This is a genomic window from Moraxella sp. K127 (genome assembly GCF_015223095.1).
Taxonomy (GTDB): Bacteria; Pseudomonadota; Gammaproteobacteria; order Pseudomonadales; family Moraxellaceae; genus Moraxella.
Genome location: NZ_JADFBZ010000008.1, coordinates 37,283 through 59,894, shown reverse-complemented (window position 1 = coordinate 59,894; position 22,612 = coordinate 37,283). Strand labels below are relative to the sequence as shown.

21 protein-coding genes and 1 pseudogene are annotated in these 22,612 nt (G+C 43.6%); 3 read left to right on the top strand and 19 right to left on the bottom strand.

Annotated elements, in window-relative coordinates; all coding sequences use genetic code 11:
* Nucleotides 1–316: 316 nt before the first annotated feature.
* The 5 genes from IM753_RS03070 to IM753_RS03050 all read right to left on the bottom strand — a co-directional run bounded on the left by IM753_RS03070 (nucleotide 317) and on the right by IM753_RS03050 (nucleotide 2,997).
* On the bottom strand, nucleotides 317–712 hold the full coding sequence (locus IM753_RS03070; protein WP_194108617.1) for an FKBP-type peptidyl-prolyl cis-trans isomerase: 396 nt from the start codon (nucleotides 710–712) through the stop codon (nucleotides 317–319).
* Nucleotides 709–942: a DUF1653 domain-containing protein gene (locus IM753_RS03065; protein ID WP_194108616.1), complete on the bottom strand. Its 234-nt coding sequence runs from the start codon at nucleotides 940–942 to the stop codon at nucleotides 709–711. The genes IM753_RS03070 and IM753_RS03065 overlap by 4 nt, the downstream gene beginning before the upstream one ends.
* Nucleotides 933–1,256: a hypothetical protein gene (locus IM753_RS03060; RefSeq protein WP_194108615.1), complete on the bottom strand. Its 324-nt coding sequence runs from the start codon at nucleotides 1,254–1,256 to the stop codon at nucleotides 933–935. Before IM753_RS03060 ends, IM753_RS03065 begins: the two co-directional genes overlap by 10 nt.
* On the bottom strand, nucleotides 1,256–2,464 hold the full coding sequence (gene tyrS / locus IM753_RS03055) for a tyrosine--tRNA ligase (protein WP_194108614.1): 1,209 nt from the start codon (nucleotides 2,462–2,464) through the stop codon (nucleotides 1,256–1,258). The genes IM753_RS03060 and tyrS overlap by 1 nt, the downstream gene beginning before the upstream one ends.
* 119 nt (nucleotides 2,465–2,583) lie before the next feature.
* Nucleotides 2,584–2,997 (bottom strand): hypothetical protein, encoded by a 414-nt coding sequence (locus IM753_RS03050; protein ID WP_065255005.1) that lies wholly within the window; start codon nucleotides 2,995–2,997, stop codon nucleotides 2,584–2,586.
* Between the two features lie 291 nt (nucleotides 2,998–3,288).
* On the opposite strand from IM753_RS03050, the gene IM753_RS03045 reads away from it, so the two are divergent.
* Nucleotides 3,289–4,458, top strand: a complete 1,170-nt coding sequence (locus IM753_RS03045) for an anhydro-N-acetylmuramic acid kinase (RefSeq protein WP_065255006.1) — start codon at nucleotides 3,289–3,291, stop codon at nucleotides 4,456–4,458.
* A 31-nt stretch (nucleotides 4,459–4,489) separates the two neighbouring features.
* On the top strand, nucleotides 4,490–5,785 hold the full coding sequence (locus IM753_RS03040; RefSeq protein ID WP_227713058.1) for a CapA family protein: 1,296 nt from the start codon (nucleotides 4,490–4,492) through the stop codon (nucleotides 5,783–5,785).
* Between the two features lie 217 nt (nucleotides 5,786–6,002).
* On the opposite strand, the gene lptG is transcribed toward IM753_RS03040, so the two are convergent.
* The 14 genes and pseudogenes from lptG to IM753_RS02970 all read right to left on the bottom strand — a co-directional run bounded on the left by lptG (nucleotide 6,003) and on the right by IM753_RS02970 (nucleotide 20,847).
* On the bottom strand, nucleotides 6,003–7,094 hold the full coding sequence (lptG, locus tag IM753_RS03035; protein WP_062499210.1) for an LPS export ABC transporter permease LptG: 1,092 nt from the start codon (nucleotides 7,092–7,094) through the stop codon (nucleotides 6,003–6,005).
* Nucleotides 7,091–8,344, bottom strand: coding sequence for an LPS export ABC transporter permease LptF (gene lptF, locus IM753_RS03030; protein WP_065255008.1), 1,254 nt, complete (start codon nucleotides 8,342–8,344; stop codon nucleotides 7,091–7,093). Before lptF ends, lptG begins: the two co-directional genes overlap by 4 nt.
* A 115-nt stretch (nucleotides 8,345–8,459) precedes the next feature.
* The gene (locus tag IM753_RS03025) at nucleotides 8,460–9,368 is read right to left on the bottom strand and encodes a WG repeat-containing protein (RefSeq protein WP_065255009.1); all 909 of its coding nucleotides are present in this window, start codon (nucleotides 9,366–9,368) and stop codon (nucleotides 8,460–8,462) included.
* 41 nt (nucleotides 9,369–9,409) lie between these two features.
* Nucleotides 9,410–10,576, bottom strand: coding sequence for a 2-methylaconitate cis-trans isomerase PrpF (gene prpF / locus IM753_RS03020; RefSeq protein WP_065255010.1), 1,167 nt, complete (start codon nucleotides 10,574–10,576; stop codon nucleotides 9,410–9,412).
* 43 nt (nucleotides 10,577–10,619) lie between these two features.
* Nucleotides 10,620–11,963 carry a HEPN domain-containing protein gene (locus tag IM753_RS03015; RefSeq protein WP_065255011.1) on the bottom strand — a complete coding sequence of 448 codons (1,344 nt, stop codon included), beginning with the start codon at nucleotides 11,961–11,963 and terminating at the stop codon, nucleotides 10,620–10,622.
* A gap of 75 nt (nucleotides 11,964–12,038) precedes the next feature.
* A pseudogene (acnD, locus tag IM753_RS03010) lies at nucleotides 12,039–14,620 on the bottom strand (Fe/S-dependent 2-methylisocitrate dehydratase AcnD).
* Between the two features lie 69 nt (nucleotides 14,621–14,689).
* Entirely contained in the window at nucleotides 14,690–15,403 is a 714-nt protein-coding gene (locus tag IM753_RS03005) for a polymorphic toxin-type HINT domain-containing protein (protein WP_065255013.1), read from the bottom strand.
* Between the two features lie 92 nt (nucleotides 15,404–15,495).
* Nucleotides 15,496–15,804 (bottom strand): hypothetical protein, encoded by a 309-nt coding sequence (locus tag IM753_RS03000; protein ID WP_083108255.1) that lies wholly within the window; start codon nucleotides 15,802–15,804, stop codon nucleotides 15,496–15,498.
* 32 nt (nucleotides 15,805–15,836) lie between these two features.
* On the bottom strand, nucleotides 15,837–16,340 hold the full coding sequence (locus tag IM753_RS02995) for a hypothetical protein (protein ID WP_065255015.1): 504 nt from the start codon (nucleotides 16,338–16,340) through the stop codon (nucleotides 15,837–15,839).
* Nucleotides 16,341–16,407: 67 nt separating this feature from the next.
* Nucleotides 16,408–17,568 carry a 2-methylcitrate synthase gene (gene prpC / locus IM753_RS02990; protein WP_194108613.1) on the bottom strand — a complete coding sequence of 387 codons (1,161 nt, stop codon included), beginning with the start codon at nucleotides 17,566–17,568 and terminating at the stop codon, nucleotides 16,408–16,410.
* A 319-nt stretch (nucleotides 17,569–17,887) separates the two neighbouring features.
* Complete coding sequence (locus IM753_RS02985) at nucleotides 17,888–18,265, bottom strand: hypothetical protein (protein WP_065255017.1); 378 nt, start codon at nucleotides 18,263–18,265, stop codon at nucleotides 17,888–17,890.
* Between the two features lie 67 nt (nucleotides 18,266–18,332).
* The gene (prpB, locus tag IM753_RS02980) at nucleotides 18,333–19,202 is read right to left on the bottom strand and encodes a methylisocitrate lyase (protein ID WP_065255018.1); all 870 of its coding nucleotides are present in this window, start codon (nucleotides 19,200–19,202) and stop codon (nucleotides 18,333–18,335) included.
* 15 nt (nucleotides 19,203–19,217) lie between these two features.
* The gene (locus IM753_RS02975; RefSeq protein WP_065255019.1) at nucleotides 19,218–19,547 is read right to left on the bottom strand and encodes a hypothetical protein; all 330 of its coding nucleotides are present in this window, start codon (nucleotides 19,545–19,547) and stop codon (nucleotides 19,218–19,220) included.
* Between the two features lie 391 nt (nucleotides 19,548–19,938).
* Nucleotides 19,939–20,847, bottom strand: a complete 909-nt coding sequence (locus IM753_RS02970; protein ID WP_227713057.1) for a LysR family transcriptional regulator — start codon at nucleotides 20,845–20,847, stop codon at nucleotides 19,939–19,941.
* A gap of 225 nt (nucleotides 20,848–21,072) precedes the next feature.
* On the opposite strand from IM753_RS02970, the gene IM753_RS02965 reads away from it, so the two are divergent.
* Entirely contained in the window at nucleotides 21,073–22,563 is a 1,491-nt protein-coding gene (locus tag IM753_RS02965) for a leucyl aminopeptidase (RefSeq protein WP_194108612.1), read from the top strand.
* Nucleotides 22,564–22,612: the final 49 nt, after the last annotated feature.

Below are 22,612 nucleotides of genomic sequence, written 5' to 3'. Positions count from 1 at the left end.
TTATCTTGTATTAGCAAAAATCCACACAAGTTGTTCTTAGTATGTTTTTAAATAATGATTCGTCTGTCGTCCAGCGAATGAGAGCGTATTATACGCTGTTTAAATTTAATGTCAAGCAGTTTTTTCAAAATTTTTAAAGTTTTTTATGATGTTGTTTTAACGCCTTTTTATTAACTTTAAATTATTGAAAGTAAACAAGTTTTTGACTAGCTTGTCTGCCTGAGTGGTGCGTATTATACAGGATAGTTTTTGGTTGTAAAGTCTTTTTGTGGTAATTTTTTAAAAATATTTATAAGTTATTGATTTTTATAAATATTTAGTCTCTTGTCTTGACATCAATCAGCTCAATTTCAAATACCAAATCAGAATTGGGCGGAATCTTACCCACCACACGCTTGCCATAGCCCAAAAAAGCAGGAACGATAAGCCGTCTTTTTCCGCCAACTCTCATCGGCTCGCACGCTGGCAAATCCACGCTTATGCCCCATTTGGCAAGCAGTTTTTCACCAATCTGGCTCCCCAATACGCCCAAATCCCAGCCCTTAATCACACGCCCTGTCCCAATGACAGTCTCAAAGGCTTGCCCACGGCTGTGTGATGAGTCAAACTCACTGCCGTCCGTGAGCGTGCCTGTGTAGTGAGTTGTGATTAACGCCCCACGCTCGCACGCTTTGCCTGTACCGATGACAAGGTCGATGACTTCAAAATTCATGATAGCTCCTTAACAAGCTCAAAACGTGGCAAGGTCTTGCCGTCAATCGTTACGCTTTCACAAAACATAGCCAACGGGCGCACCCACACCCTATAATCGCCATATAAAGCACGATAGACGACAAGTGTCTCTTCGGTCTCGGAATGGCGGGCGGTGTGTAGCACTTGGTAAAGGTTGCCCTTGTAATGGCGGTAGATGCCTTGCTTTATTTCATTGGGGACTAGGAGCATTTTTCTGAAGCCAATTTTTGATTATTGTGTGTAGAAATGGCATTAATTGTAATGTCTTGGTTTTCTAGACCACATAGCGTTTGCAAATTATGGCAATAAAAAATTAATGCCAATGTTGTTTCGTGTCTATTTTGGCTATTGATTTCCAAAATTAAAGTTTTGGGGTTTTTCCAATAGGTTTTTTGCACATTCTTTTCAGAATTAACAATATATTCGCTTGCTTGCTGGCGATTTTCATCAACAGGTTTATTTGTGCAAGCCGTCAATAAACAACCAACAAGCATTACCACTAAAATCTCAATCTTGCAATTCATTACAATACACTCACCCTAGCATACGCCTTTTTCCCTGCCTGTATCACCACCGTTTGTCCCACGCTTAGGGCAAAACTTGCATCCACAACTTGTCCGTCCACTTTGACCGCCCCACGAGAGAGCATATCTTTGGCTTGGGCGGAATTTTTGGCAAGGCTGGCTTGATTTAGCACTTGGGTGATAAAGAGCTTGTCCGCACCGTCAAGAGACAGCGACACTTCGGGCAAATCAATGGGTAACTCCCCGTCCGCCAAGCGGTTGCCTACCGAGCGGTGGGCGTTGTCGGCAGACTCTTTGTCATGAAAACGCTCAATGAGCTCATGGGCTAGGATTTTCTTTAATTCTTGGGGATTGCGACCGTTTGCCATTTCATCAAGCAAGGCGTTCACTTCACTCATCGGCTTAAAGCTCAAAAGCTCAAAATAGCGAGCGATGAGCGTGTCGGGCATGGATAGGATTTTTTGGTACATCACGCCCGCAGGTTCGTCAATGCCAATGTAGTTACCAAGCGATTTGGACATTTTTTGTACACCGTCCAAGCCTTCCAAAAGGGGCATGGTCAGGCACACCTGTGGCTCTTTGCCGTAGCGACCTTGCAGGGTACGCCCCATAAGCACGTTAAAGGTCTGGTCAGTACCGCCAATCTCCACATCAGCTTCCATGGCAATGCTGTCATAGCCTTGCACAAGGGGGTATAAAAATTCATGAATGGCGATTGGGGTTTGGCTGTTGTAGCGTTTTGAAAAATCATCACGCTCTAACATACGAGACACGGTAAGCTGACTGGCGAGCTGTATCATGTCCCCTGCACTCATTTTGCCAAACCAGTCGGAGTTGAACATAATGGTGGTTTTGTCTTTGTCTAGGATTTTAAAGACTTGCTTGGCGTAGGTTTCGGCATTTGCCTTGACCTGCTCTTCGGACAGGGGCGGACGAGTGGCGTTTTTGCCAGACGGATCGCCAATGCGAGCGGTGTAATCGCCAATCAAAAACAGCACTTCATGCCCCAATTCTTGAAAAGCACGCAGTTTGTTAAGCACGACCGTATGACCAAAATGTAAGTCAGGGGCAGTGGGGTCCATGCCAAGTTTGATACGCAAAGGGCGACCTTTGGCGAGTTTTTTTAACAAATCTTCTTCGGAATAAATCTCCACCACGCCACGTTTTAGAAGTTCAAGTTGTTCGGCAGGGGGTAAAAAATTTGACATGGGACACCTTTTTATAAAAAATTGTGCTATTATAACAAACTAATTTTGATTAAAACACTTTGAATATTTATTTTACAAAAAAATAGTCCCAATTGGGACTATTTTTTGAGTATGGCGTATTAACCTTTGATTTTGTTAATGCTAACCACTCGGCAATCTTTGTGCATGATCTCGCTGGCAGGGTCTTGAATGCTTGCCAAACCTACTCTGTGGTAATTACCAAGCGTTAGAGCATCCACACCGAGTGTGTAGCTGTCTTCTTGACCAAAGAAAGTACCTGACACGTCTGAACGGGCAAGATTGATGGGCATGAAGCGATTTTTGCCACCAACAACTGCCTCAGCATAAGTTGGTTGGCTTTGCTCATTAAAGCCATATTTGACTGTCAATCTACCACCTGTGGCACAGGTATAATTTACTTGACGCACTTTTGTGGTATCTCTGACGGCTTGTTTGTGGTCTAAGATATCACTTGCGTGCGAAACAGTAGCAACCAATGCTAGGGCAGGAACAAGAGCCTTTAAAAATTTCATGATTTCTCCTTGGAAAATGAAAAGTGTCTAATAAAATCACCTTAGATGTTAGGTGTCCTAAGTTGATTGCATTAATATATCATCAGCTCATTTAGAATAATACATTATAATAGTAAAGAATTGTTAAAAATTTGATAACATCATTGCTTTTTTAGCGTCTATTCAATGAATTTTATCGTTTTTGACATATTTTGTTACATTTTAAAACCCAATCACATACTTTAAAGTTTGGTATGATGGATATTTTACAACCCATGTTAACCAAATAATCAGTTCAACCTAAGGATAAACATGATCTGTAATACCGCCTTTGACGTGGATTTGGCAGACCGCTACTATATTGGCATGATGAGCGGAACAAGTCTTGATGCCCTAGATGCTGTGCTGTGCGACTTTGACGGTGATACGCCCAAAATTATTGCCACTCATAGTAAGCCCTTTTGTAACAAATTGCGGGCGATTTTATTGGCACTGTGTACGCCAAATGGCATATCACACCTTGATATGGGTGAATTTGACCGATTTAGCGAGCTTGATTTTTGGGGTTTGGCAAGCCATCTGTATGGTGAATTTGCCAGTGAGATTGTCAATGAACTGCTTGCCAAAACCGAGCTGACAAGCGATGACATCACCGCCATTGGCTGTCATGGGCAGACGGTGCGACATCGTCCCGAGTGGCGGTTTAGCCTGCAACTGCTTGACCCCAATATCCTAGCTGAACGCACAGGCATTGCGGTGGTGTCAGACTTTCGTAGACGAGACATGGCGGTGGGCGGTCAAGGAGCTCCCTTAGTCCCCGCCTTTCATCAAGCCATTTTTGGACAAGATGAGACAGCCGATGACAGTCAAACCGTGATTTTAAATTTGGGCGGGATTGCCAATATCACCGTACTGGGCGATGACGTAACAGGCTATGACACAGGCGTGGCGAACCTGCTTATGGACGGCTGGATATGCCGTCATCAGGGGGTCGGCTATGACAAACATGGCGACTGGGCAAAATCAGGGGCGGTGGATTTTGCCTTGCTTGACAAGCTCATGACTCACCCCTTTTTGGCACAATCCGCCCCCAAATCCACAGGGCGAGAAGCCTTTAATATGGCGTGGCTTGATGAGATGTTGGCAGATTTTGACATCACGCCTGTGGACGTGCAAGCGACTTTGTGCGAGTTTACCGCCCTATCGGCAAGCCGTGAGATTGCCAAATTTTCCAAAACCCACAACACGCTCTACATCTGCGGTGGCGGTGCGTATAACACTCATCTACTGGCACGGCTTGGTTATCATCTGCCGAACTTTATCATACATAGCACCGACACGGTGGGTATCAGTCCCACTTGGGTGGAAGCGGTTGCCTTTGCGTGGCTGGCTCGCCAAAATATGCTCATGCAAACAGGCAACCTGCCTGCCGTAACAGGGGCAGAAAAAGGCGTGGTATTGGGCGTGGTGTGTTTTGGGTGATATGGTATTTTACAAATTAAGGAGAATTTTTATGACAAGATTATCATTGCTGTGTTTTATGACACTGGGTATCTTATGCCAATCATGCAGTGCCGAGACCCAAACGCACTTTTCACAAAAAATCGCTGACTTTGGCGATACGGTGACTTACACCGCCACAACTTATAAAAATGACGTGGTGAGCTATGTCGCCCACAAAGTTGATGATTTTGAATACAATCCCAATCAAGGCAGTAGCACCATCGTCAGTGATGAGATAATCATCAGCGATGGTGATTTGTTATTTGGTCATGGCGATGACACCGCCACCCCAAACAAAGACGGACTTATCAACATCGTGGCGGTGGGCGATATCATGATCGGGTCGTCCTTTCCCAATGTGGGCTTTTTACCACCCAATGACGGACGTGATAGCTTTAAATACGTCAAACCCCACCTAAAAGGCGATGTGGTCTTTGGCAACTTAGAAGGGGTACTACTAGACGAAGGCAACTCCACCAAATGCCCTAACACGCCTGCCATAGACCCCGAGACAGGTCAGCCCAAACCCATGACCTGCTATGCCTTTCGTATGCCAACCCGCTACGCCAAAATCATCAAGGACGCAGGATTTAATGTGTTAAGCCTTGCCAATAACCACACAGGCGACTTTGGCGATGTCGGACGTATCAGCACCAAAAACACACTCGCTGATGTCGGTATCTACTCTGCCGGACTGCTGTCCAAGCCCACAACCACATTCACCAAAAATGGCGTAAAATATGGCATGGTCGCCTTTGCCCCAAACATCGGTACGCTCTCTATCAATGACTTAGAAACCGCCAAACGCTATGTCAAAGAGCTGGATAAAAAAGTGGACATCGTCATCGTCTCATTTCATGGCGGTGCCGAAGGGGCAAATCATGTGCGTGTCCCCAAAACCACCGAGATGTATTTAAATGAAAATCGTGGCGATGTCTATAAATTCTCCCACAGTCTCATCGATGTGGGGGCGGACATCGTCATCGGGCATGGCCCGCACGTAACTCGGGCGGTAGAAGTTTATAAAGACCGCTTTATCGCGTACAGTTTGGGGAATTTTAATACTTATGGGGTGTTTAATGTGCGTGGACTAAACGGTATTGCCCCCATTGTCAATGTCACCATGCAAACTGACGGCAAATTCGTCTCGGCAGATGTGGTGTCCATTTATCAGACCAAAGAAAATGGGCTGATGATAGATAAAAATAACCGTGCCTTTGGTGAATTAAAACGCTTAACCGAACTTGATTCTCCTAATAGCGGTTTGGTATTTCGTGATAATAAGATTACTCGCTCATCAAAATAAGGCGTGATTAATCATATCATGACCCTAACGGGCTTAATATTCGCCATACGCTTTGAAAGGGTTGCTTTGGACAGCCTTTGACAATTTTACAAGGCGTGCTCAGCACGCCCCTACACCCTTATATTATTGAGCTTGTAATGATTTGCCATACACTAAATGGCAAATTTGATTTTTAATTTAAAAATAACCATAAAAATGGGCAATCTCCCGCCCATTTTTATTGCCGTCTTTGCAGTAGATAGATCCCCACGCCAGCACTAATAATAATCGGCAATAACGCCATAAAAAACGGGGAAAGCCCTGTCGCCAATGCCACAAACCCTGTCAAATCGGTCAAATAGCTAAATAACAGCCCTGTCAATAACGCCATGACAATCCGCAAGCCAAGCCCTTGCGAACGCAACGACCCAAACACAAAGGACGACGCCACCAGCACCAATGACAGCACAGTAAAGGGGGATAAGAGCTTTTGCCAAAAGGCGACTTCGTGGCGTAACGAGCGTTTGCCTTGATGACTCATGAGCTGATGATGAGCGTATAGGTCGGTCAAGGACAAATCTTCGGCTTCTTTGGTCAAAAGATGAACATCACTCGGAGCAAGGGGCAGTGATAAGGTCTTGTGCGTGTCAAAACTGCGAGAGACACCCGTATCGCCTACGGTCAGCTGTGCCACGTCAGTCAGTTGCCACTGATAATCATCGCCTGCCTGCTCGTGGAACGCGCCACTGCCTGCACGGGTCGCCCCCGTCAGATTCGCCCCTTTATCCAGATAGTAACGTTTGGTTGCCCCCAGTTTGCCGTCCGAGTCAGCATAACTGATATAGACAATCTCTTGCCCTTGCTCGGTGTCATTCACTGCCCAGTAGCCATTGACCGTAAAGAGCTTATCGGTCGTGGCGGTATGCGTGGCTATCTGCGACGCTTTTTGGTTGGTTGTGGGCAGGATAAATTGATTGACCGCCAATGAGATGACCACAAATAAAAACGCTGGCAACATCGCATACCCGATAATGCGGTACACGCTCACCCCAGACGCTCGCATGACCACAAGCTCGCTGTTGCCCGCCAGCAGTCCAAGCCCTATCACCGCCCCCAGTAATGCCCCCGTGGGGATAAACTGCACCAAAAAATAAGGCGAACGGTATAAAATAAAGCGTAACGCGTCAAGATACGTATAAGTCTCGGATAAGTTTTCAAGCTCGGACAGATAGGCAAAGATGATTTGCAATAGCCACAAGCCCACCACCGCTCCCATCATGGCAAACAGTGCCGAGCGGATGACATAACGGGGTAAAATCCATGCTTTCATGACACCCCCTGCCCTGATTGCTGATGACCTTGGCGACTGATACGATTTCGGCGAAGCTGTGCCATGACACGGTCATGATAATTTAGATACAAGGCAAAGGCGATGAACAGCACCAATGCCACAGGATAGATGTACACGCCAATCTTGCCTTTGGCAATACTCTCTTTTAGAGAAATCAAAATCAGCACGTTCGCCACGAAAATAAACATCGCAGGGATGAGTTTGAGCCATCTGCCTTGACGGGGTCGCACGGTCGCAAGCGGTGTGGCAAGTAGCACAGCGATAATCATCAAAAAAGGCAACGACAGACGATAACCGAGCTCAGCACGCACCTGCTGTGGGCTAAACGTATTTTTTAGGGTTATCTCGCCTTGCACCCCACGCACGCCCAAAAGCTCGCTTGTGGCAATGCCTTCTATCTTCATCGGGCGTCCTTGGCTCTCGCTTTTGCCCGTCAGATGAATGCGATACCGCCCAAAGCCCACTTGGCTGTACTGACGACTGGCGGTATCCACTTCATAACGTCGCCCTTCGTGCAAATCAAGCACCACCGAGCCATCATGCGTAGCGGTCGGCACTTGGGTTGCGGATTTGGCTAGGATAATGGTGTCTTTGTCGGATAGTAGCTCGCTTGGGATTTTGCTCGTGTCTAGGTTATCAGCGTGTAGCGGGTCGCCCTGCTCTATGGCTCTCTGCGTGGTTGGTGTGCTTGGGTTATCTGCCTGCTTACCATCATTCATCTGAATGACGATGACGTCTTTTAAAAACTCACGCTCATCGCCCACTTCGCCCACATACAGATGATAGTCGCCACTACTGATGAACTCTTTGGTGCGAATCAAATCAAAAATCTCCACCACCGACTGCTCTTGCCAAATGTTGGTCGCCTTTGCCACGCCCCACGGCTTACCGATGAGCGTGATAAAACCCTGCATGACAAACACCACCACCACCAACGGCAAAATCCGCCTTGACACCGCCCCACGACTTATCCCACCTGCGTTTAGTACCGCCATCTCATGGTCGGCATACAGTCGCCCAAACACCAGCATAAGCCCGATAAAAAAGGACAAAGGAAAAATCAATTCCAAAAAATAAGGTAAGTTATAGCCGATGAGCGTCCACAGCACCCCAACATCAAGCCCCCCTTCGGCAGCCATACCAAAATAACGTATCAGGCGACCACCCAAGAGCATGACCACCAAAAACCCCAAAACAAGGGCGGTTGTTGTGGCAACTTGGCGTATCATGTAAGTGCGTAAAATCACGGTGTGTTTTTCTTAAAATATAAACCGTCTATTATATCAAATTTTATTCTGTTTAAAAATGAAAAACCACCTTATTTGGTGGCTAACTATCAACCCGTCAGTCGGGCAAATCACCAACATCATCGTACACCAACGGCGTAATGACATCGCCACCTAAGGTAATCTTGCCAAATTTATCGTCTTTTTTGGCAATCAAAACCCCATCATCAAATACCAACCCTTGATAATTAAAATCCACAACCACACCACCACGCCCATCTATCACGCCATAGCGGCAATACCCTAACAGTTCATCACTCACAAACCCTGCCAAAAAAGGTGAGCAATCCTTGATAGCCACATACAGTCCCTGCTCATCAATGGGCGATAACATGGCATAATCAAAGTCAATTACCGTCTGATTTTGCCGATTGATGACGCCCACCTTGACATCATCGTTCACATATTTTAGTGCTACCTCTTCATTACTATCAGCAAAACACCCCAATTCTAGATAAGCTACATCAATAACAACCTTACCCGACTTATCCAAACAACCTTGCATGCCCTTAAACGGATGTCCGCTTGGGTGATTTTTTGAGATCCTCACTAGCCCACCATGAAAATCCCAAACCATGTCATACTCCGACACATCAATAACAACCCTATCTATTTTGTCAATAAAGTAACTGTCATCGCCCAAACTGACATTGGCAACCCCCTCACTAAATTGACGGGCATAATCATATTTCAAGGGAACAACAAGCCTGCCTGTCTTGTCAATAAATCCAAATCGGCTCAGATTAGGAGATGTGTCATCATATACACTAACCCTAGCCAATCCTTCTGAAAAACAGCTCACGTACTCATAATGCCCTTTTAACACAGTATCAACCAACTCATCTCTTTTATCGCAGTTGTTGACATTGGGACTATTTACCACATCGGGCACATCTGCCCACACCAGATTTGCGACAAGTGACAATGCCAACAGACCAGTAATTATAATAACATTTGAGATTTTCATGGTTTTTGAATCCTAAGACTTACTTTATTGGTGATGTTGGCTTAAAAACTATCCTCAGGCACAAACACCTGCCCCACCATCAACCGCCGTGCCGAACGGCTCATGGATACCTTACGAGCGAGCCATTTACCATTTACACACTCGGACTGACCGCCCACCGTGAGCGTGCCTGATGGGTGTCCAAAGCACACCTCATTTAGCTCTTGACCGCCTGCCACGTCATTAACAAGCGTGCCAACGATTGTGCCTGCCGTGCCGATTGCCACAGACGCTGTTCCCATCATGGCGTGGTGCAACTGCCCCATGCTCATCGCTCGCACCAGTAGATGAATGTCGTCCGCCTTGACGGTTTTGCCACTTGATGAAACATAGTCGGCAGGGGGTGCAACCCAAGCGATTTTTGGGGTGTGCTGGCGTGTTTGGGCTTCATCAATGTGGCTGATTAAACCCATTTGTACCGCTCCATAGGCTCGGATTTTTTCTAATTTGGCTAAAATCTCGCCATTGGAATTAATGTCTTTTTGCAATTCCGTACCTGTAAAACCCAAATCAGACGCTCTTAAAAATATCGTGGGAATGCCAGCGTTAATAAAGGTAACGTCAAATTCGCCCACATCAGGCACGCTAAGTCTGTCCTTTAAATTGCCTGTAGGGAACATCTCGCCGTCATCGTCCACAGGGTCAATAAATTCTATCTTAACTTCACTGGCGGGGAAGGTTACGCCGTCAAGCTCAAAATCGCCTGTTTCTTGGACTTGTCCGTCCTTGATAGGAATGTGGGCGATAATGGTTTTGCCAATGTTTTGCTGATAAATCTTGACCGTGCAAATGCCGTTATCAGGGATTTTATCCGCCTGTACCAAGCCATTGGTAATGGCAAACGCCCCCACCGCCCCTGTCAAATTACCACAGTTGCCTGACCAATCAATCATCGCTTTATCAATCGCCACCTGCCCAAACAGATAATTGACATCGTGCGTGCCGTCCGTACATGGCGACAAAATCACGACTTTGGACGTGCTTGATGAACCATTGCCCATACCGTCAATCTGCTTGCCATAGGGGTCAGGACTGCCCACGACACGGAGTAAAAATGCGTCTCGTGCCTGCCCTGCCACTTGGCAAGGCTTTGGCAAATCCGCCAAATTAAAAAATATGCCTTTTGATGTGCCACCACGCATATAAGTGGCGGGGGTTGGGGTTTGCATTTTAAGTTCCTTATTCCTTTTGGTGTGGGGCGTAAGGTGCGTATTACGCACCGTTTTGGGGATTTTGATTTTCCATTGCAAAATAATCATTGATAAATTTGGCTGTATGGTTTTTTGTATTTTGCAAATGATAACCTTTGATGTGTACAGTTAATAGTCCTTGTAAATGATTGTCATTTAAACCTAAAAATTTTAGCAAATTTAAAAGATATATAAGTTCCAACAGATAGTTGAAAGCCAAAATATTGTAAGCTAATTTTTGACCCATTTGAAATTCATTGTTTGAGTGAATGAAGTGGTTTCTAAGTTTCACTATATTTGGAACAAGACTTTTAATTTTTGCAATATCAAATAATTTCATTTCAAGAATATCAGTTACTTCAAAAAGTTTTTCTAATCTTTCTTTTAAGATTATTTTTTTATTATCAATAGCTAACTTATGAAATCCTTCCAAAGCCTGTGTTAGCCATACAAAATGTGTATCAATATGCACATTTTTTGCCGATTTTTTATTAATATATAAATTCAAGCTATTTGATAAATGGTCAAAATTATCAAACCAAGTTTTAATAATGTCAATATTGTTTTCTTTAAGTTTAATAATGCTATCCAAACCAAAGCAGAAATCAGATTTTGAGACATCTTTTAACTCACTTATAAAAGGAGATGATGTATAATAAATAGGAGAAAAATAATTTTCCACATAACCGACCTGTACATTTGTTAAAGACGAAATTTTTCCTGCATCTATTAAAATAAAACCAATAAATTTATAAATTTTCTCAAATAAGAATTCAAAATTAGAGCAATTATCATTTAAAATACTAATTTGTATATATGGTTTTTCTATAATTGATGAAGTATAGTCATTTATTTGTTCATTATGTTTGGTTTGGTAGAGAAAATTTACAGATATTTCAAAATCTTGATTTGAAAATAATACAACATCATTTCTTATAGGAAATTCTAAAAAAACTTTTTTATTTTCATAGGAAATTTCATTTTCAATTACCTTAAAGTTATTTTTTACCCAAGTATATATATTATCAAATGAAAATTTAATAAATTTAGGTTTTGAAAAATCATAATTAGGCAAAGTGTCAAAAATAGATTTTCCTATTTGAAATAATACAAAATTATTTCCAACTGTTTGAATAAAGCAGTCAAGAAATACTGAAAATTTATTATTACAATCCCCATAAATAATAATATTTTCTTTTTGTTGCCAAAACTTATCTTGGAATTCTTTTAAATTAGCATAATCATCTACTTGAATTTTTAGCGTAGAATTTCCCCCATTTTTGACTGTTACAGTTCCAGAAAACTTTTTATTTTGCTCGTCTTTTAGCCAAAAATAGCCTTCTTGTGAAAAATCATCAACTCTCATTTCAGTTTCCTATATTTTAAAGACAAGGACAATTCTACCACAAAATTGCCTTGTCCTTATGCGATTTACAAATTTTTAGTTGTCCAAAAATTCCCCCGCAAATTGCTGTAACACCCCCCCGCCTTATAAGTTCTCACATCACTATCGCTATCAAGGCGACATAAAACAGGCACGCTTTCTACCTTGCCATTTTTGCGTTCTATGATTAGACTTAATTCCGAGCGAGCCGAGATTTCTCCTTGCACCGAATAGATTTCTGTACCGTCAAGGGCGAGCGTATGGCGATTAATACCGTCTTTAAATTGTAGCGGTAGCACACCCATACCAATCAGATTGGTGCGATGAATGCGTTCAAAACCTTCTGCGACAATCACTTCCACGCCAGCCAGTCGCACGCCTTTTGCCGCCCAGTCTCGGCTTGACCCTTGCCCATAGTCCGCCCCTGCAATAATGATTAAAGGCTGACCCCGCTCCATATAGGTCTCAATTGCTTCCCACATTCGCACAACCGTACCGTCTGGTTCAATGCGAGCCCAAGAGCCTTGACGCACCGTGCCGTCTTCGTTTCGCACCATTTCATTAAAGAGTTTGGGATTTGCCAAAGTCGCCCGTTGTGCGGTCAAATGGTCGCCCCTGTGCGTGGCATAGCTGTTAAAATCTTCTTCTGGCACGCCCATTTTGGCAAGGTACTCGCCTGCCGCCGAATTTTTGACAATGGCATTGGACGGCGACAAATGGTCGGTCGTGATATTATCAGGCAATATCGCCAAAGGTCGCAAGCCTGTCAGCGTCCGCTCCCCTGCTAACGCCCCTTCCCAGTAGGGCGGACGGCGGATATAGGTGGACATGGGTCGCCAGTCATAGAGCGGACTGGTTGCCTGTTTTGACTTATCCAAATCAAACATGGGGATATACACCTGCCGAAACTGCTCAGGTTTTACGCAGTTGGCGACAATCTCATCAATCTCATCATCGCTTGGGTAGATGTCTTTTAGGTACACAGGCTTGCCGTCATGATAGCCCAGCACGTCATTTTCAATGTCAAAACGTATCGTCCCTGCAATGGCATACGCCACAACCAACGGCGGACTTGCCAAAAAGGCTTGCTTGGCATAAGGGTGAATGCGTCCGTCAAAGTTACGGTTGCCTGATAGAATGGCTGTGGCGTATAGGTCTCGGTCTATGATTTCTTGCTGAATCTCTGGTCGCAACGCCCCACTCATGCCATTACAAGTCGTACAGGCAAAGCCAACAATACCAAAGCCCAACTTTTCAAGCTCAGGGAGTAACCCTGCTTCATTTAGATAAATTTCGGCAACCTTAGAACCGGGGGCAAAGGACGACTTCACCCACGGTTTACGAGTTAAGCCTAATTCATTTGCCTTTTTCGCCAAAAGCCCTGCGGCAACGGTATTTCTTGGGTTAGAAGTATTGGTACAGCTTGTAATGGCGGCGATAATCACCGCACCGTCAGGCATCAGACCGTCATCACGCTCTTCTACCGTCCCTGCGATGCCTTTTTGTTTTAGCTCGCTCGTTGCCACTTTGGCGTGTGGATTACTTGGGCCTGCGATATTGCGAGTTACGCTTGACAAATCAAACGTCAGCACTCGCCCATACTCCGCCCCTGCCAAATCGTCCGCCCATAGCCCAACGGTTTTGGCATAATTTTCCACCAATTTGACCTGCTCGCTCTCACGTCCTGTCAAGGTCAGATAATCCAGCGTGTTTTGGTCAATATAAAACAGCCCTGCGGTCGCCCCATATTCTGGAGTCATGTTGGCAATGGTCGCTCTATCGCCCACCGACAGACTGCTCGCCCCTTCCCCAAAAAACTCCAAATACGCCCCCACCACTCTCTCAGCTCGCAAAAACTCAGTCAAGGCAAGCACAATATCAGTCGCACTAATCCCTGCCTGTCTTTTGCCTGTCAAATGCACGCCCACGATGTCAGGTGTTCGCATCATGGACGGCAAGCCGAGCATCACGCATTCGGCTTCAAGACCGCCCACGCCCACCGAAATCACGCCCAATGCGTCCGTGTGCGGTGTGTGGCTATCCGTCCCAACGCAAGTATCAGGGAACGCTATGCCGTCTCGTGCTTGCACCACAGGCGACATTTTTTCAAGGTTGATTTGGTGCATAATGCCGTTGCCAGCAGGGATAACGTCCACGTTTTTGAAGGCGGTTTTTGTCCATTCTATAAAGTGAAAACGGTCGTCATTACGTCTGTCTTCTATCGCACGGTTTTTGGCGAAAGCATCAGGGTCATCGCCCCCATGCTCCACCGCCAGCGAATGGTCCACGATAAGCTGAGTTTGTACCACAGGATTGACTTTGGACGGGTCGCCCCCTTGCTCGGCAATGGCATCACGAAGTCCTGCCAAATCCACCAATGCCGTCTGCCCCAAAATATCATGGCACACCACACGGGCAGGATACCACGGAAAATCCAGCTCTTGTTTGTTATCAATAAGTTGCCCCAAATAATCGCCCAATTGTGGGGCATCGTGGCAGTTTCGCACGAGCTGTTCGGCAAGCACTTTGGCGGTGTAGGGCAAGCGTTCATAAGCATTGGGGCGAATGTCGTTAATCGCTTGTTCTACATCATAATAATGTAGCTCGGTATTGGCTAAGGGTTTACGGTAGTTTTTCATTGCTAAGTTTCCTTTTCTTTGGCTGTGAAAAATTAAATAATAAACGCTATTTTGGGTTTTGGGTAAGGGTTATGCCTTGATAAAATTGGCGTTATGAACCCAAATACCGTCTTTACCAACAAAATAAGTATGATAGTCTTCTACTTCTAAATTATATATAGAAGCTTTGAATTTATTGTAAGTATGTGAAAGCAAGTTATTAAATGGATTTTGATTACTACAAGAAATTTTTGGAAAATCATCAACATAAATATATTCTCCGTTATAAGTCTCTTCTAGGCTTTCTCCATTAAGATCACTAATATAGAATGTTTTTAAACCTTCTGATGAACTTATTACAATACCTTGATCCCATTCATCATTAAAGTCTTTATTGTGAACCAAACCAACTACATCTCTTGTTTTAGTAGCTACTTCAAAAACTTCAACAGCTCCAATCAAATACGCATTTATGTCTTGGGATTTAAAGCTAAGTTTTGAACCTATTTGTAAATCAATGGTTGAAGTCCATTTATTATCGGATTGAACCCATACCAAATGATTGTCTGTTAAATAGATTGATTTGATTATTAAAGGCTCTGTTTCGGCAATATAGGAAATTTGTGTAATTGCGTTTTCCCTTAAACAAACAGTTTTTAAAACACACTTATATTCCGTTGGAGTGTCTTTATCGCCCAATTCAGGACGAGATAACACCATATCACCCACTTTAATCTCTTGAATTGGCACTAATCCTTTATCGGTATGTACCAAATTACCAGCAGGAAAACCTTGATTTGACATTATGACTGTCCTATTTTTAAAGAAATATTGATTAAAAAAAGCATTATAATCGTAAGCGTAAGGTGTGTATTACGCACCGTTCTGAATTAAATCTATTTTATAGCCTTTTTTGAATACAAAATATCCATAGATAAGTCAATGCTAGGATATTTATCTTGTAATTCATTGAGTAGCGATATAAAACTTTCATCTTGAAACTCTTCTGATAGGTCTTCAAATATCTCGGATATCCAATAAACTTCTTCTTGTGAAATCATCTTCAAATAAGCAAAAGTTAACTCTTTGTTTTTAGTGAGAATTTTTATCATTTCATACCAAATTTCATAGATTATAGGGTCATTCAGCATTAATGCTTTTTTCTTTGCAATTAAAAGATTTATATCATTTTGTATTTGTTGCATTATGTCTATTACTCCTAAGGTTGTCTAGATTGTTAAATAAAATCCAAATAATAATCATCAAAATGTTCTAATCTTGGTTCATCACAAAATTCAACAATTCTTTCTCCATTTGGAAAATAAGAATATTCCTTGCACATTCCACCAATATCATTATCAAATTTAAATAATTCATAAAACGCCAATTCGCCATTTGGATAAAACCAATCACAGCGAGACAATTCGTCTTTAATAATCCAACCACCACTTTGTGAATGTAGTTTGACAAATTCGCCATTCACTTTTTTATAATCTGTCCAACCACTGTCGTGTTTTTCATTATCACGAAAATGATATTCACGATAAGCAATAATTTTGGTTGGGTCTTTACCAAATAGCACATCACAAATATTTCTGCCAGTCTTATCATATTCAGAAATTAAATCTTGAATAATGTTATTATTCAAATCCAAAATTGTAACCCTAATTGCCACATCATCGGCATTGCGATAATAAACGACTTTATGATTTCCATTATCACAAATTTCTAAATTTAACATTAATATTCCAAATTTTAAAAACAAAGGCACATTTTCCCAATTAAAAATATGCCCTTGTTTTATTTAATTACCGCTCATTCATCGGCACAAATGCCAAATCCTCAGGGCCTGTATAATTGGCACTTGGGCGGATAATCTTACCGTCCGCACGCTGTTCTAGGATATGAGCCGACCAGCCTGCCGTGCGTGCGATGACAAAGAGTGGGGTAAACATCGCCGTTGGCACGCCCATTTTTTGGTAGGACACGGCAGAGAACCAATCCAGATTTGGGAACATTTTTTTCTCGTTCCACATTAAGGTCTCCAACCGCTCGGCAATGTCAAACAGTCGCATATCGCCTGTTTCTTCGGATAGGTCTTTGGCGACTTGCTTGATGACGACATTGCGTGGGTCGCTAATGGTATAAACAGGGTGTCCAAAACCGATGATAATCTCTTTTTTGGCGATACGTTCACGAATGTCCGTCTCGGCATCGTCAGCGTTGCGATAGCGTTTTTGAATGTCATACGCCACTTCGTTGGCTCCGCCATGTTTTGGGTCTTTTAACGCTCCGATAGCTCCGCTAATGCACGAATACATATCCGACCCTGTCCCTGCAATCACACGACTGGTAAACGTGGACGCATTAAACTCATGCTCGGCGTACAAAATCAGCGAAATGTGCATTGCCTTGACATGATACGCCGTGGGGCGTTTGCCGTGCAACAGGTGCAAGAAATGACCGCCAATGCTGTCTTCTTCGCTCTCCACGCTAATGCGTTTGCCATTGTGGCTGTATTGATGCCAATACAAAAGCATAGAGCCAAAGCAGGCGATGAGCTTATCGGCAATATCACGAGCTTCACTGGCAGGCATACTCTCACGCTCTGGGTGTACACAGCCAAGCATGGATACGCCCGTACGCAACACGTCCATAGGGTGCGTGTGAGCAGGTAGGCTCTCTAACACTTCAATCACACGGATTGGCAAGCCACGCAAGGTTTTGAGTTTTTGCTTATAGGCGATGAGCTCAAATTTGTTTGGCAAATGTCCATGAATGAGCAAATGGGCAACTTCTTCGTATTCGCAATTATTTGCCAAATCCAAAATATCATAACCACGATAATGCAAATCATTACCTGATTTGCCGACCGTACATAGGGCGGTATTGCCTGCCACTTGTCCGCTTAGGGCAACTGATTTTTTGGGTTTAAAGCCGTCCACTTTGGGTAGTGCATTTTCGGTCATTGCAATGTTTCCTTTCGTCCTTAATGGGTCAAATGATAATTTATTGCTAAATTATCGCTATTTTGGATAATGACTTTAATAAGTGATTATCCTATCAAATATCCTTTTCATACTTGATTGGGATATTTAAATTTTTTAAAAGTTTTAGGGTTTGGGTAAGGTATGTAATACACACCGTTTTACAATTAAGTGTTGAAAAATTGATAAAAATGTAGGTATTGTTCTCTAATTATACCTTTTGGATATTTTGTAAGGGGCAAATCACATTACCCTGTGTAAAGTATTGAATTTTGGGCGAATGTAATTCTCTCCTACACATTTATATCGTAAAAATACCTTTATGGAACAATACCAAATGTAATGTCCAATAAGTCAGTACAATGACAAAAGTAATTTTATGAAAATAATTGGATATTTGCTCATATTTGTTCAATTTTTCTGGTGAAAATTGTTGTTTGGAAAAATAAGTTCTTATCCATTTTTTACCGCAAATCATAAAGATTAGTCCTATTATTACAGTAGAGAAAAGCATGGTGAGAAATAAATAATCATCAATGTTATTTTTGATTTCAATTTTTATAAATCCCATTCTTGAAAGTATGCCAAATAAATGCAAAACAAAGTACAATAAATACGTTGGCATACTTGATAGATGTTTATAGGATTTTTTGAAATCTAAATTTTGCTTATCGCTCATTACCTTACCAATTTGCAATATTTCACCTTAACGGTGCGTCATACGCACCTTACGCACCAAATAAAACCTATTTTTTAAACGCATTATCCAAATAATCTTCAAAGGCATGATAATTAATGCGTTCGTATAGCTCGGCACGGGTTTGCATCATATCCACGACATTTTTTTGCGTGCCGTCCGCTCGCAGGGCAGTATAAACCGTCTCCGCCGCCTTATTCATCGCCCGAAATGCCGATAGCGGATACAATGCCAAACTCACGTCCACGCTGGCAAGTTCATCGGTCGTATAAAGGGGCGTTGAGCCAAATTCGGTAATGTTAGCAAGGATTGGCACGCCTGCACTATCGGCAAACTGCTTGTACATGGCAAGGTCAGTAATCGCCTCTGGAAAGAGCATATCCGCCCCTGCTTCCACATAGGCACAGGCACGGTCTATCGCACTCTGTAAGCCTTCTACGGCAAGGGCATCGGTGCGAGCCATGATGACAAAATTCTCATCGGTACGAGCGTCCACCGCCGATTTAATCCTATCCACCATTTCTGCGGTGCTAACGACTGCTTTGTTTGGGCGGTGTCCACAGCGTTTTGCACCGACTTGGTCTTCAATGTGCATGGCTGCCGCCCCAAATTTGATGAGCGATTTGGTCGTGCGAGCCATGTTAAAAGCACTCGCCCCAAACCCTGTGTCAGCGTCCACCAATAGCGGTAAATCGCACACATCGGTAATACGGCGAACATCGGTCAAAACATCGTCAAGGTTACTAATGCCTAAATCAGGCAAGCCAAGCGAACCCGCCGCCACGCCACCGCCTGACAGATAAATGGCTTTAAAGCCTGCTCGTTTGGCAAGTAGGGCATGGTTGGCGTTAATCGTACCAACGACTTGTAGGGGTTTTTCATCTTTGACGGCTTGGCGGAAGGTAAGACCTGCGGACATCTTTGTTACTCCATGTTAAGCAAATTGATTATCTAAATACACTTGAAGTTGATTTTTTAAGTAAGTTTGAAATTCCGAGTATTCCATTCGTTGCGGATTCCACAAACCATAATATGCACCATAACGACTATCATAGCCACCAATACTCAGGACTTCACCTGTGTAACCATTATTTTTTAATACATCCAAATAATATTCTTTCCAATGACCCATTGGAAAGCCATTTAGAATTTCATCAAATTCTGTTACACAACCAACATTTTCCAACTTCTTTATTGCATCTAAAATATTTTCTTGGCTGTTAGCCAAGGGAACTTCTAATGAATCAAATGTTATTGATGGCATTTCTTTCTCCTAATTTAAATTTAAAAACTTTTTAAAAAACACATTTATATCAATTCACTAGAGTGTATTGGACATTGATAGCATTTAATTATCAACACTTGATAAAAACTTGATGATTTAATCAACTTCTTCATAAAAAGTGGCTAAATCCTATTTTCTCAGTTTTTATTGCTAATACAAAAGTTCACACGCCCTAGTATACCCACAAAAAATCCATTTGTCTTTATCTTATATTTTTTAATTTTTATAAAATATTTTATTAAAAATACTAATATTATGCAAAAACTGCATACTATCTGCCAAAAATCACATAATATACACCTGTTTTATTAATTTTTTGCATAGTTATTTATTAAATCAAGAATAATTCTTATTAATTTGACATATTTTGTTACAAATTATCATCATACACAGCATGAATGGCGTTTAGCAGGGCTGATATGTGCGGATGTTGGGCGGTAGCAAGCGTATTCAGATAAATGGGCGAGACGGCATGGTCGGCTAGGGGCAGATAGGCGATTTGATGACTGCGGACAGTGCTTAGGCTCTCAGGGACAAGCGTCATGCCCTCACCTGCTGACACGAGTCCTAGGGCAATTTGAATGTCTCGGGCTTTTGGCGTGTTTTTGGGGTACAGATGGTGCTGATGAAACAGGTGCAAAATCGGGTCTTGGGTGTGGTTCGGGGCAAGTGTCATGGGCGTGCGATGATACAAAATGATGGACTCTCCCACCAATTGCGACAGGCTTATCGGCACCTCCATGTCCGCCAAAAGGTGCGTGTGTGGCATGGCAACCACGAGTTTTTCTTGTCTTAAAAATCGCTGATGAACCAAACGGTCTTGGCACAAAAACCGCCCAAAGCCCACATCAATCTGCCCTGATTGTAAGGCTTGGGGCTGTTCTTCCGAGCCGATTTCTACAAGCCTAACATCAAGCTCTGGGACGTTTTGTTTTAGCATTGCCACGATGGTCGGCAGTCGCCCATACAGGATGGACGCCACAAAGCCGATGGTTAGCACGTTGGGCTTGGGCTGATAAAAATTTTGGGTCATGCTGATGGTTTGGGTCATGTCGGCAAGGCTTATCGCCATGCGTTCATAAAAAAATGCCCCTGCGTCCGTCAATCTCATCGGGCGATGATGACGTTCAAACAACGCCACGCCAAGCTCTTCTTCTAACTTGGCAATGTGCCGAGACAGGGTCGGCTGTGAGATACCAAGAGCTTGGGCGGATTGGGAGACATTGCCCGATTGTGCCAACTTAACAAAGGCATTTAGCTGCAATAACGTCATACTCATAACACACCCCCTAGCGATGGGTTATTTTATCACATCATACCAAACGATGGAAAATGCGTGATGATATTTTAAATTTTTGGATTTATTATAATTTTCAATAAGTTTTATAAAACAAAAACCCCGATTTATCGCCACGGACAATTTGTGTAACAAAGGTTTCACACACCCCCAAAAATGTGCTAAAATTTAAACAATCCCTTCCCCACTCACAAACAAGGAGTTTGTATGTCTGTATCCACCCTAAACCTAAGCGTCAGCGACAAGCTTAGCCCCAAAAAAACCAAAACCCAGCCCCATTTGGTCGTCTTTGCCGACAGCGACGCCAAGATTTTGGGCAACCTTGACAGCGGTCACTTAGATCGTGCCAATGCACTCATCAAAGCCAGTGGCTTTAAAGGCTCGGTCGGCGAGAGCGTGACAGATTATGGCATTGATGACGGGCATGTCATCAGCGTGATTGGCACAGGCTCGCTGGACAAACTTGCCAATCAAATGCCAAAACTGGGCAAAGCCACCTTTAACACCATCAAAAACAGCAAATCTGCGGTCGTGGCATGGGGTGATGTCATCTGCCAGAAGCATTTTGGACAGTTTGTTAATGCTCTACTGCATGCCGAATACCGCTTTGAACCCTACAAATCCAAAAAAGGCGACAAAATCGCCCTATCTACTGTTGAATTTATCAACACCAAAGACGCCAAAGCCGACTACGAAAACGCCCTAGCCATCGCTACTGCCACGCACATCGGGCAGAGTTTGGCTCGTGATGTCGCCAATGATGCCCCCAACATCATGACCCCTGCCGAGCTTGCCAAAGTTGCCGAAAAACTGGGCAAAGACTACAAAGACGTGGTCAGCGTGAGTGTGCTTGGCGAAAAAGAGATGAAAAAACTGGGCATGGGCTGTTTCTTGGCAGTCTCACAAGGCTCTGACAACGAAGGCAAACTGACAATCATCGAATACCACGGCAAATCAGGCAAGAAAAAGAGCAAACTAAAAGACCCCATCGCCCTAGTCGGCAAAGGCATTACCTTTGACACAGGCGGTATCTCACTAAAACCATCAGCAGGCATGGATGAGATGAAATACGACATGGGCGGAGCAGCTGCCATGCTTGGCACCATCAAAGCGGTGTGTGAAGCTCGCCTGCCACTGGACATGGTCGTGGTGCTTGCCTGTGCCGAGAACATGCCATCGGGCAAAGCCACTCGCCCATCAGACATCGTGACTGCCATGAACGGCATGAGTGTTGAGATTCTAAACACCGATGCCGAAGGTCGTCTGGTGCTGTGTGACGCTCTGTGCTACGTCCAAGACAACTACAAGCCACGCACCATCATCGATGCAGCGACCCTGACAGGGGCGTGCGTGATTGCCTTGGGTTCAGTGCGTTCAGGACTGTATTGTAATGACGAAGACACGCTGTTCGCCCTAGAAGAAGCAGGCGAGTACACAGGCGACCTAGTGTGGCAAATGCCCTTAGATGATGCCTATGATGAACAGCTAAAATCTACCTTTGCAGATGTCCAAAACATCGGCGGACGTGAAGGCGGTTCTATCACGGCAGCGTGCTTCTTGCAACGCTTTATCAAAGAAGGTCAGGCATGGGCTCACTTAGACATCGCAGGCACAGCGTGGTCAAGTGGCGATAACAAAGGAGCAAGCGGTCGCCCTGTTCCCATTCTCATGCGTTACTTAGTGGGACAAGCAGACTAACCCCAACAAATCATCACGCAAAACGACCATCTGTGTATGGTCGTTTTTT

Excerpts from the sequence above, each read along its gene's own strand:
- IM753_RS03070 (WP_194108617.1), bottom strand. The coding sequence starts at position 712 with ATGAATTTTGAAGTCATCGACCTTGTCATCGGTACAGGCAAAGCGTGC.
- IM753_RS03065 (WP_194108616.1), bottom strand. The coding sequence starts at position 942 with ATGCTCCTAGTCCCCAATGAAATAAAGCAAGGCATCTACCGCCATTAC.
- IM753_RS03060 (WP_194108615.1), bottom strand. The coding sequence starts at position 1,256 with ATGAATTGCAAGATTGAGATTTTAGTGGTAATGCTTGTTGGTTGTTTA.
- tyrS (WP_194108614.1), bottom strand. The coding sequence starts at position 2,464 with ATGTCAAATTTTTTACCCCCTGCCGAACAACTTGAACTTCTAAAACGT.
- IM753_RS03050 (WP_065255005.1), bottom strand. The coding sequence starts at position 2,997 with ATGAAATTTTTAAAGGCTCTTGTTCCTGCCCTAGCATTGGTTGCTACT.
- IM753_RS03045 (WP_065255006.1), top strand. The coding sequence starts at position 3,289 with ATGATCTGTAATACCGCCTTTGACGTGGATTTGGCAGACCGCTACTAT.
- IM753_RS03040 (WP_227713058.1), top strand. The coding sequence starts at position 4,490 with ATGACAAGATTATCATTGCTGTGTTTTATGACACTGGGTATCTTATGC.
- lptG (WP_062499210.1), bottom strand. The coding sequence starts at position 7,094 with ATGAAAGCATGGATTTTACCCCGTTATGTCATCCGCTCGGCACTGTTT.
- lptF (WP_065255008.1), bottom strand. The coding sequence starts at position 8,344 with ATGATACGCCAAGTTGCCACAACAACCGCCCTTGTTTTGGGGTTTTTG.
- IM753_RS03025 (WP_065255009.1), bottom strand. The coding sequence starts at position 9,368 with ATGAAAATCTCAAATGTTATTATAATTACTGGTCTGTTGGCATTGTCA.
- prpF (WP_065255010.1), bottom strand. The coding sequence starts at position 10,576 with ATGCAAACCCCAACCCCCGCCACTTATATGCGTGGTGGCACATCAAAA.
- IM753_RS03015 (WP_065255011.1), bottom strand. The coding sequence starts at position 11,963 with ATGAGAGTTGATGATTTTTCACAAGAAGGCTATTTTTGGCTAAAAGAC.
- IM753_RS03005 (WP_065255013.1), bottom strand. The coding sequence starts at position 15,403 with ATGTCAAATCAAGGTTTTCCTGCTGGTAATTTGGTACATACCGATAAA.
- IM753_RS03000 (WP_083108255.1), bottom strand. The coding sequence starts at position 15,804 with ATGCAACAAATACAAAATGATATAAATCTTTTAATTGCAAAGAAAAAA.
- IM753_RS02995 (WP_065255015.1), bottom strand. The coding sequence starts at position 16,340 with ATGTTAAATTTAGAAATTTGTGATAATGGAAATCATAAAGTCGTTTAT.
- prpC (WP_194108613.1), bottom strand. The coding sequence starts at position 17,568 with ATGACCGAAAATGCACTACCCAAAGTGGACGGCTTTAAACCCAAAAAA.
- IM753_RS02985 (WP_065255017.1), bottom strand. The coding sequence starts at position 18,265 with ATGAGCGATAAGCAAAATTTAGATTTCAAAAAATCCTATAAACATCTA.
- prpB (WP_065255018.1), bottom strand. The coding sequence starts at position 19,202 with ATGTCCGCAGGTCTTACCTTCCGCCAAGCCGTCAAAGATGAAAAACCC.
- IM753_RS02975 (WP_065255019.1), bottom strand. The coding sequence starts at position 19,547 with ATGCCATCAATAACATTTGATTCATTAGAAGTTCCCTTGGCTAACAGC.
- IM753_RS02970 (WP_227713057.1), bottom strand. The coding sequence starts at position 20,847 with ATGAGTATGACGTTATTGCAGCTAAATGCCTTTGTTAAGTTGGCACAA.
- IM753_RS02965 (WP_194108612.1), top strand. The coding sequence starts at position 21,073 with ATGTCTGTATCCACCCTAAACCTAAGCGTCAGCGACAAGCTTAGCCCC.